This window comes from Shimia sp. (genome assembly GCF_041624275.1).
Taxonomy (GTDB): domain Bacteria; phylum Pseudomonadota; class Alphaproteobacteria; order Rhodobacterales; family Rhodobacteraceae; genus Shimia.
In genome coordinates this window covers 1-9,567 of the sequence record NZ_JBFJVE010000120.1, presented here as the reverse complement: position 1 = coordinate 9,567, position 9,567 = coordinate 1, and the positions used below count along the sequence as shown (strand labels likewise).

The 9,567-nt window shown below is 66.4% G+C and carries 11 protein-coding genes; 2 read left to right on the top strand and 9 right to left on the bottom strand.

The annotated features are described in order from the left end of the window. Window positions 1-110 precede the first annotated feature (110 nt). The 7 genes from ABZD10_RS10380 to ABZD10_RS10350 form a co-directional block, all read right to left on the bottom strand. Window positions 111-452 (bottom strand): RidA family protein, encoded by a 342-nt coding sequence (locus ABZD10_RS10380; protein WP_372886330.1) that lies wholly within the window; start codon window positions 450-452, stop codon window positions 111-113. Between the two features lie 2 nt (window positions 453-454). Beyond that, window positions 455-1,834, bottom strand: coding sequence for an NAD(P)/FAD-dependent oxidoreductase (locus tag ABZD10_RS10375; RefSeq protein WP_372886328.1), 1,380 nt, complete (start codon window positions 1,832-1,834; stop codon window positions 455-457). Next, window positions 1,827-2,120 (bottom strand): (2Fe-2S)-binding protein, encoded by a 294-nt coding sequence (locus tag ABZD10_RS10370; protein ID WP_372886326.1) that lies wholly within the window; start codon window positions 2,118-2,120, stop codon window positions 1,827-1,829. Before ABZD10_RS10370 ends, ABZD10_RS10375 begins: the two co-directional genes overlap by 8 nt. Then, window positions 2,101-3,195, bottom strand: coding sequence for an NAD(P)/FAD-dependent oxidoreductase (locus tag ABZD10_RS10365; protein ID WP_372886324.1), 1,095 nt, complete (start codon window positions 3,193-3,195; stop codon window positions 2,101-2,103). Before ABZD10_RS10365 ends, ABZD10_RS10370 begins: the two co-directional genes overlap by 20 nt. A 67-nt stretch (window positions 3,196-3,262) precedes the next feature. Beyond that, entirely contained in the window at window positions 3,263-4,258 is a 996-nt protein-coding gene (gene dctP / locus ABZD10_RS10360) for a TRAP transporter substrate-binding protein DctP (RefSeq protein WP_372886323.1), read from the bottom strand. Between the two features lie 46 nt (window positions 4,259-4,304). Next, window positions 4,305-5,603, bottom strand: a complete 1,299-nt coding sequence (locus ABZD10_RS10355; protein WP_372886322.1) for a TRAP transporter large permease — start codon at window positions 5,601-5,603, stop codon at window positions 4,305-4,307. Continuing rightward, on the bottom strand, window positions 5,600-6,070 hold the full coding sequence (locus ABZD10_RS10350; RefSeq protein WP_372886321.1) for a TRAP transporter small permease: 471 nt from the start codon (window positions 6,068-6,070) through the stop codon (window positions 5,600-5,602). The genes ABZD10_RS10355 and ABZD10_RS10350 overlap by 4 nt, the downstream gene beginning before the upstream one ends. Window positions 6,071-6,184: 114 nt before the next feature. Here ABZD10_RS10350 and ABZD10_RS10345 point away from each other — a divergent pair, with 114 nt between their 5' ends. Next, window positions 6,185-7,114 (top strand): LysR family transcriptional regulator, encoded by a 930-nt coding sequence (locus ABZD10_RS10345; RefSeq protein ID WP_372886320.1) that lies wholly within the window; start codon window positions 6,185-6,187, stop codon window positions 7,112-7,114. On the opposite strand, the gene ABZD10_RS10340 is transcribed toward ABZD10_RS10345, so the two are convergent. Further along, window positions 7,111-7,542: a hypothetical protein gene (locus ABZD10_RS10340; RefSeq protein WP_372886319.1), complete on the bottom strand. Its 432-nt coding sequence runs from the start codon at window positions 7,540-7,542 to the stop codon at window positions 7,111-7,113. The genes ABZD10_RS10345 and ABZD10_RS10340 overlap by 4 nt on opposite strands. A gap of 7 nt (window positions 7,543-7,549) precedes the next feature. Next, window positions 7,550-8,419 carry a flagellar motor stator protein MotA gene (gene motA, locus ABZD10_RS10335; protein WP_372886317.1) on the bottom strand — a complete coding sequence of 290 codons (870 nt, stop codon included), beginning with the start codon at window positions 8,417-8,419 and terminating at the stop codon, window positions 7,550-7,552. 170 nt (window positions 8,420-8,589) lie between these two features. Between motA and ABZD10_RS10330 the strand changes: the two genes are divergently transcribed. Further along, a partial coding sequence (locus tag ABZD10_RS10330) for a hypothetical protein (protein ID WP_372886315.1) occupies window positions 8,590-9,567 on the top strand: 978 nt, incomplete at its 3' end.

Sequence of the window (9,567 nt, the reverse complement as noted above, 5' to 3'; positions counted from 1 at the left end):
TGCAATCGCTGCGCGAGCTGCCCGACCCCGAGCAGTTGCAGGATGCCGGTGTGGCCCCGCCGCACCCGGCCCCCGGCCCGGCGACGGGCTGAGGGCGGCGCGCGGCCGGTTCAGTCGCAGGCGGCGGTGATGATGATCTCGACCTTGAGATCCGCGCGCGCCAGCCGCGCCTCGCCGCAGGCCCGGGCCGGGGCATGGCCGGCGGGCACCCAGCCGTCCCAGACCGCGTTCATCTCGGCGAAATCGGCCATGTCGGCCAGCCAGACGATGGCCTGCAGGATGCGCTCGGGCGACGAGCCCGCCTGCGCCAGCAGCGCCTCGATCCGCGACAGGCAATCCTCTGTCTGCTCGCTGACGCTGTCTCCGGCGCCGACCTGGCCGCAGAGATAGGCGACCCCGTTGTGTTTGACGATCTTCGACATTCTGGTGCCGGTTTCGATCCGTTCGATCATGCTCAATCCTCTTTTGGCAGTTCCAGCGCGGCGATCTCGCCCAGTGTCACCGGTTTCAGCGGTGGCCGGATCCGGTAATAGCCGGTCTCGTCCGGGCGGCGCCCATGTGCCTCGCTCAGTAGCTGGGTCACGGTCAGGCCGCAATAGCGCCCCTGACAGGGGCCCATGCCGGGGCGTCCGAAGGCCTTGGTCTGGTTGGGCCCGTCGCAGCCCATCTTGGCATAGCGGCGGATGTCGCCCGCCGTCACCTCTTCGCAGCGGCAGACGATGGTGTCATCCTCGGGCAGAAGCGCCGGGGCATGGGGCGGATAGGCGGCGTCGATGAAGGGGCGCGCGGCGCGCTCGCGGGCCATGGCGCGGCGCAGCGGTGCGGCGGCCTGGTCACGCCTTGCCGGCGACAGGGCGCCGAGATCATGGGCGATCTGCAAAGCGGCCATTTGCCCGGCCAGCGCCGCCACCCTGGCGCCGCCGATGCCGGCGCCGTCACCGGCAATGAACACCTCCGGGTCGCTGCTGCGCCCCCAATCGTCGAGCGTCGGGGCAAAACAGGATTGGGCGGCGTTCCAGCGGTGCACCAGCCCCATCGAGCGCGCGGTCTGGGTGTTGGGCACCACGCCGTGATGCAGCAACACGGTGTCGGCCTCGATGCGATGGCTTTTGCCACCGGCGGTGAAACGCAGCGCGCGGGCGCGGTCTTGGCCTTCGATGGCAAGGCCGGTGGCGCCGACATGGCGCGCGACCCCGGCCCGTTTCAGCGCCGCCAGCATCGCCATGCCCTTGGCCAGATAGCGCCAGCCGCGCAGCGCCGCCGGCAGGTGGCGCATGGCGCGCGCCAGATCGGCGCGGCTCTGGGTTTCGACCAGCGCCAGCGGAGGCGTGCCGGCGCGCAGCATCTGCGCCGCCACCAGATAAAGCAGCGGCCCGCTGCCGGCGAGCACGGCGCGCTGCGCCACGATGCCCGACTGTTTGAGCAGGATCTGCGCCGCGCCGGCGCTCATCACCCCGGGCAGGGTCCAGCCCGGCAGCGGCATCGGCCGCTCCAGCGCCCCGGTGGCGATCAGCAGGCGTCTGCCCTTGGCGACATGGGCCTTGTCGTCGATCGAATAGGCGACGCGCAGCGGGGTTTCGATCTGCCAGACCACGGCCCCCGCAACATGGGTGATCGCGGCATGGTCGAGCCGGCGGGTCAGCGCCAGCCCCTCGGTGTAGTCGCGGCCCAGAAGATCGCCGCGCAGCGGCGCCACCCGGTCGACATCGCGGTAGATCTGGCCGCCGGCCCGGCGCTGCTCGTCGAGCAGCAGCACCGAAAGCCCGGTCTCGGCCGCCTCGCGGGCGGCGGCCATGCCGGCGGGGCCGGCGCCGATGACGATCAGGTCATGCATCGGCCGGCCCTCGCGGGGTGTCGATCACCAGCCCGTCGCGGACCTCGGTCTGGCAGGCCTGCCGCGTGCAGCCGTCGATCAGCACCAGGCAGTCGTAACAGGCGCCCATCATGCAGAAGGGCCCGCGCGGCGCGCCGGACACGGGGGTGTCGCGAAACCGGCCGATGCCGGCCGCCAGCAGCGCCGCCGCAAGGTTCTGCCCCTCGGGCAGCTGCAGCGCCCGGCCGTCGAAGGTCACGCCGACGCGGCGGCCCCCGGGCGCGAGATCACGAAAAGCGGGCTTCATTGAAAACCTCCAGTTGCGGTGCGGTGTCGGTGCCTTCCAGCCAGTCGGGCAGGAAGCGGGCATGGGCGGCGGCCAGGGTGACGCCGGAATGGCAGGTCACCAGAAAGGCGCCGGGCATCTCGGGGCTTTGCTGGTAGATCGGCAGCCCGTCGGGGGTCAGGATGCGCAGCGCCGCCCAGCTGCGCAGCAGCCGCACCCGCGCCAGCGCCGGATAGGCCTCGATCGCCTGCCGCGCCAGCCCGCCGATGCCCGGCAGGCTCACCCCGTCGTCGAAACCGACCTCTTCGTTGGTGGCGCCGATCTGGATGCCGCCCTCGCTGACCTGCCGCGCGATCAGCGAGGGGCGGTTGATGAGCGGCGGCAGCTTCTCGGTGATCAGCACCTGTCCGCGCTGCGGGCGCACCGGGGCGCGAAAGCCCATTTTCGGCCCGAGACTGGCAGCGCCGAGCCCGGCCGAAAGCACGACTTTTTCCGCTGTGAGCGCCGTTGCGTCATCGCAGGTCAGCCGGAAGCCGTCGGATTTGGTCACATCGACCACGGTCTTGCCGGTCAGCACCCGCCCCCCGAGCCGGCGCACGTCGGCGGCCAGCGCCTGCAACAGCCGCAGCGGGTTGGCGTGGCCGTCCTGGTGATGCAGGATGGCGCCGACCACCCCGGGGCCGATGGCGGGCTCTTCCTGTTTCAGCGCGTTGCGGCCCAGCACCTCATAGGGGTAGTTGCCGCCGAGCCGGGTCTTGAGCGTCTCGTATTGCGCCACCGTTTGCGCAAGGCTTTCCTCGGAGAAATGGAAATCATAGCCGCCCTTCTGCTCGAGCCCGAGATCGGTTCCGCTGGCCTCGCCCAGTTCCTCGGCAAAGCCCTTCCAGGCGGCGGCAGACTGCTGCGACCACGCCGCATAACGCGGCTGTTTCATGCCCTTGGACTGGACCCAGATCAGCCCGAAATTGCCCCGGCTGGCGCGAAAGGCGCCGTCGTCGCCGTCGATCACCGTGACCCGGCGGCCACGCTGCAAAAGGCCCCAGGCGACGGAGAGGCCGACAATCCCCCCCCCAATGATCGCGTAATCCGTGTCCATGGTCTGTTCCGGCTGCTCTGGTCTGCTGTGATGGGGCGGCCGCTGGTGCCGCCCCGCTTTGCCTCGCTTACTTGGCGGCGGCGGCGACCTGGTCGAGAATCGCCTGACCCCATTCGACGCCGACATCCTCGAGCACGGCGGGCCAGATCTTGCTGCGGCCCATCTCGGCCATCGCCGCCAGCTCGGCCTCGGTCAGCTTGGCGACCTTGGTGCCCAGCTCGTCGGCAAGACGCTGCTCGTTGCGCGCCTGATCGGCCTCGGCCACCTGCCAGCGGGTCGCTTCAAAGGCCTCGGCCCCGGCGATCAGCGCCGCGCGGTCGGCCTCGCTCAGCGCCGCCAGCGACTCGTTGGAGATGATCATGTACCAGACCTCGAAGTGGGTATTGGCCGGGATATAGGTCTTGGTCACGTCGCGGAACGAGGCGTAATAGCCCTCGGCGCCCGAGCCGATGACCCCGTCGACCACGCCGGTCTGCACCGCGGTGAAGGCCTCGGAGAAGGGAATCGGCGAGGGGATGTACCCAAGCGCTTCGCCGGTGAGCTGGAAGCTCTTGATGCCGGGCACCCGGACCTTGATGCCATTGGGTTCGACCGAGCCGGGATTGGGGTTGTCGACATTCAGCGCGATGCCGCCGAAATAGACCGGATAGGCGGCCAGCATGGTGATGTCCTGCTTGGCATAGAGCCCGGCCATGGTGTCACGGACCACGCCGCCCGGCCCGTAGATGGCGCGGGCCTGATCCCAGTTGCCGGCCAGATAGGGGAAGGACGAGATCTGCATCCGGCGGTCGGCGGCGGTGGCGGCCGGCTGGGTCGCCATGTCGATGGCACCGACGCTGATGCGTTCCTGCACGGTGGTGTAGTCGCCAAGCGCCGAGGCGGCAAAGATCTTGACCTCGAGATTGCCGCCGGTGGCCTCGGAGAGATTGGCGGCAAAGGCCTTCAGTTCAAGGTCGATGGTGGTGTCCTGTGGCCGCACGTGGCTCATTTTCAGGGTCTCGGCGATGGCCGGCGAGATCGAGACCAGCGCGGCGAGCGCGGTGGCAAGCAGTTGGCGTTTCATGGGTTGTCCTCCAGTTGAGATTGGCTGTGTTGGGTAGGATGCCGGGTCAGTAGCCAAACAGACGCGGCAGGAAGAGCGACAGGTCGGGCCAGAATGAGGTCAGGAAGACCACGGGCAGATAGCCTGTCAGGATCAGGAACATCGCCGGCGGGATCACCTTGGTGACCTTCACCTTGCCGATCCGCGCCCCGAGATAGAGGATCGAGGCATAGGGCGGCGTCACCCCGCCCATGGCGGTGTTGACGCCCATGATGGCGGCGAACTGCACCGGGCTGACCCCGATCGCGTTCATCAGCGGCAGCAGGAGCGGCGCGATCAGGATGATGGCGGTCACGTCATTGACCACCATGCCGACCAGGAACAGCATGATATTGATGAAGATCAGCAGCAGCACCTTGTTCTCGGTGATCGCAAAGATGCCCGAGACGATCTGCTGCGGGATGCTCTCATAGACGAACATCTGGCTGAGGATCATCGAGAACAGGATCATCATCATGATCGCGCCGACCGCTGTCGCAGCTTCCTTGCCCGCGGCGAGGAAGTTCTCGAGCCGCAGCCCCTTGTAGATCAGGAAGCCCACCGGCACGGCATAGATCACCGCCACGGCGGCGGCCTCGGTCGGGGTCATGACGCCGCCATAGATGCCGCCAAGGATGATGACCGGCATCAACAGCGCCGGAAAGGCATGGATGCCGCGTTTGGTCACTTCCGAGGTCAGCTCGCTGAACGTCGGTTTGTCGTCGAGCACCAGGTTGAACTTGCGGCTCATCCACAGGTTCATCACCGAGAATGAGGTCATGATGAACAGCCCCGGCCCCAGGGTCGCCAGAAAACAGGCAAGGATCGAGGTGTCGGTGACCCAGCCATAGACGATCATCGTCACCGAAGGCGGGATCAGCAGCCCGAGGATCGAGGAATTGGCGATCAGCGCGGTGGCATATTCACGCGGATAGCCGCGTTTCTCCATTTCCGGGATCAAGAGCGGGCCGATGGCGGCGATGCCGGTCAGACCCGAGCCCGAGATGGCGCCGATGATGGCGCAGCTTACCGCCGCCACGACGCCGAGCCCGCCCCGCACATGGCCGATAAAGGCATTGACGAAGCGCAGCAGCGAGGCGGCGATGCCGCTTTCGGACATGATGGTGCCGGCCAGCACAAAGAGCGGGATCGCCAGCAGGACCGGGTTGCCGAGCTGCTGGAACCCCCAGAGCATCATGCCCTTCATGGTGACGTCGCCGATGAAATACATCACCATCAGCGCGGCGCCGAAACAATAGGGCAGCGGCACCCCGAGGGTCAGCGTGATCACCAACAGGGCAATGGCGATGAGGGCGATCTCGATCATGCCGAGGCTCCTTTTGCGAGGCTGCGGACATGGGCAATGAGATGCCAGGCGGTATAGAGCATCATCAGCCCCAGACCGATCAGCAGCGCGACGTCCGAATAGAAGGTGGGAATGTAGAGCGTCGGGCTCTCGCGCCAGGTGCGCCAGGCGTATTCGGTATAGTTCCAGGCCCAGGACAGCAGCCACAGGCCGACCACGAGGCTGATGATCTCGCCGATGATCGCCAGCCGCACATGGCCGCGCTCGGTCTTGATGAAGATCTCGAGCACATTGGCGCGGATATGGGTGTTCTCGCGCGAGGCGTTGACCGAGCCCAGGATATAAAGCCACAGCGTCGGATAGAGCATGGTCTCTTCCAGCCCCATCACCGGCACCTGAAGCACATAGCGGGTGATGACCTGGATGAACTGACCCAGCGCCACGACACAGATCAGCGTGGTCAGGATGTATTTCGAAAAGCGGTCCATGGTCCTCCCTCACCGGCTCACCGGCATGCGGTTGTTCGGGACAGCTTGACTCCGGGGCAGCCATAAAGGCAAATTCGAAATTACGTTGACGCGATAAACTGAATTTATGGGCTAATGAATCTCACCATCCGCCAGCTGGCCACTTTCGTCGAGATCATGCACACCGGGTCGTTTTCCGAGGCGGCGCGCAACCTCGGCCGCACCCAGCCCGCCGTCAGCGCCATGATCCAGACCCTCGAGGCCGAGCTGGGCTTTGCGCTGTTCCTGCGCGAGCCGGGCAGTTTCCGGCCCACCCCCGAGGCGCGGTTCTTCCTTGAAGAGGCCGAGGACATCCTCGACCGGCTCGAACGCACCAAGCGCACCATTTCCGGCGTCGCCCGCAGGGAACATGGCGAGTTGCGGATCGCCTGCCACCCGGCGGCCTCGGGGTTCTTCGTGCCCGAGGTGCTGACCGGGATGCTGAAGGACCGGCCCGAGGTCTCGGTGACGCTGAAGATGCGCTCTTCGCCGGTGATCGAGGACCTGATCGCCTCGCGCCAGTTCGACATCGGCTTCGCCGAGACGCCGGTGCCGCGCAATTCGATCGACCAGACCGATTTCGACCTCGGCTGTGTCTGTGCCGTGCATCGCGACGACAGCCTGGCGCGGCTGAGCCGGGTGTCGCCGGCCGATATCGGCAACCGCGCCTTCTGCGGCCTCTTCGACGATCACACGATCACCCGGCAGACCCGGGCCGCCTTTGAACGGGCCGGCATCGCCTTTCGCCGCCGGTTCGAGTTGCAGACCTTCCTGCCCGGGCTGCGCTATGTCGATGCCGGGCTCGGGGTGATGATCTGCGACAAGATCACCGCCTCGTCGCACATGCAGATCTTTGCCGGCCGGGGCAACATCGTCTTCCGCCCCTTCGAGCCGCGCATCTCGAGCAGCGTGTCGATCCTGACCCCGGCGCAGCGGCCGAAATCGCTGCTGGCCGACGAGTTCACCGCGCTTCTGTCGGCGCGCATCCGTGCCATTGGCGAGGATCCGGCCTTTCGGTCGGCCTAACGGTCGGCGAGGCGCCGCAGATAGATGTTCTGGGCGATCTCGGCGGCCTCGGCATTTTCACGCCGCGCCTCGTCAAGCTGGTGCCGCTCGCGCGCCAGGTCCAGCACCGCCTCGTTGCGCTTGGCTTCGACGAAGGCCAGCCGCAACTCGTCCTCGATCGACCGCGCCGTTTCGTCGAGCTTGTCCAGCCGCGCCCCGAGCAGCCCCCGGCGTCTTTCGATGGCGCCGAGGAAACCGGACAGATAGGGCAGGGTCTCGGGGGTGGCGCATTGCGACTCGTCCACCGCGCGCTGCCTCAGGCTGTTGATCTCGGCGGTGATCTTCTCCTGTTCGGTGCGGATATCGCGCAGCCGCACGCCGATGCCGTCGATCTCCTGCTCCTTGACCCGGTGCAGCAGTTCCAGAGCGGCTATGCGGCGGTTCGGCATCGGACTGTCATGCGGCCTCGGTCAGATCCTGACGCGCCTCTTCCATCTCGTAGAACGAAGGTTGCAGCACGGTGGGAATGTTGCCGCGGCCGATCTCGACGCAGATGGTCGGCGAATGATCGTGCAGGATGGCGACGAAGATGTCGCGGATCACGGTATAGAAGATGCCGTCCTGCTCTTCGATCGCGGTCAGCCGGTCCGAGAGCGGCGCCACGAAGAGATAGGCCAGAAAGACCCCGAGAAAGGTACCGACCAGCGCGCCGCCGATCATGCCGCCGAGCACGGCGGGCGGCTTGTCGATCGAGCCCATGGTCTTGATGACGCCGAGAACAGCGGCGACGATGCCGATGGCCGGCAGCGCGTCGGCGACCTTGGTCAGGCTGTGCGGCGCCACCAGCGCCTCGTGATGGTGTTTCTTAAGCTTCTTGTTGATCACGTCCTCGGCCTGGAACGGATCGTCGAACTGCAACGCCAGCATGCGGAAACTGTCGGTGATGAGGTCGATCGCGAAATGGTCGTTCTGGATCTTCGGAAACTGCGAGAAGACGGCGCTTTCCTTGGGGTTCTCGATATGCTCGTCCAGCGCCAGCATGCCCTTCTGCTGGTACATCTTGGCCAGCGAGAACATCAGGTTCAACAGGTCGATATAATCCCGCGCCTGCCATTTCGGCCCCTTGAAGGTCTTGACCAGAGCCTTGCCGGTGGCCTTGATGTTGCCGAAGGAATTGGCCGCGACGAAGGCGCCGAGCGCGGCGCCGCCGATCATCATGCCCTCGAAGGGCAGCGCATGGGTGATGACCCCCATCTCGCCGCCCGACAGCAGGTAACCCCCAAAAACCAGCCCGACGACAAGAATAAATCCCAGGATGATGTTCATCTATTTTTGGCTCCCACAGGTACGCATAGGCCTCTTGCCCCATATTTATACCGATTTCCAAGAATTTCACAATAATATTGCAAGTACAAAAATCCCAACAAGGTTCTTGGACAAGAATTAATCTTGTGGTAACCATTGAGGTGCAAAGAAAGTGGATTTCCGGCCCCGAAATGTCAGATCGCGAAAAAAGCCTGGTCGTGCTCGTCGAGCCCCGCGAAATGCAGCTTACCCTCGAGGGTTGGCCCGGCGACATGTGGCTGGCGCTGTGCCTCTTGTCGAGCGGCGAATGCCGCCTGATGCCCTTTCACGACAACGAACAGCTGCGCATCGTGCCGCGCCTGAGCCGGCATCTGGATCTGGCGGCCGAGGATGTCTGCGTCGTGCCCGCCATCGAAGGCTATGCCACGCAGCCGCTGCATTATTCCGACCAGCGCCGCCTGATGCGGCTGGTGGCCGATCAACCCGGCCTGTCGGACGAGGCGGCGGATTACTCGGTCAACTACCGCTATGCGCTGGACGAAGGGCTGGCGCCCGAACGCCTGCTGGGGCTGGGCGACGACACACCCGCCGAGCCCGAGCCGGAAGAGGTCGAGGCGCCGGAACCTCCGGTGGCCAAGCCGACGCTGCGCACCGCGCTGCCCAGCTTTCTGCGGCGGCCGCGTGACCAGGCGCTGGGGGTCAGCCCGTTGCCCGGACCCGAGTTTCGCTCGGCGCGCCAGATCGGTGCCGAAGAGGCGGGGGCCGAAACCTTTCACCTTGCCGCCGAGCGCGACGGCTGGATCGAGATCGTCAAGGCCGGCAGCGAGGGCTCCGAGCTGACGCTGACCGACCCCGAGCGGATCTTTCTGCGTCAGGACGGCGGTGCCATTGCCCTGATGCGCGAACAGAGCAGCCTGCGCTTTCAGGTGCCGCCGACCCGGTTGCGGATCAGCGCCTCGGTGTTGCCGGCGCGCATGCGGCGCCTCTTGGGGGCCCATGTCGGCCCGGTCGAGGTCCACAAGACCGGCGATTTCATCTATCTCCATCTCGACGCGCCCCGCGCCGAGGTCGCAGCGCCGCCGGCACTCGAAACGCCGGCCGAGCCTGCCGCCGCCACCGTTGCCGGTGCCGTGCCCGCAACGGCCCCGGCGCCCGCCGCGCCGCCGGCC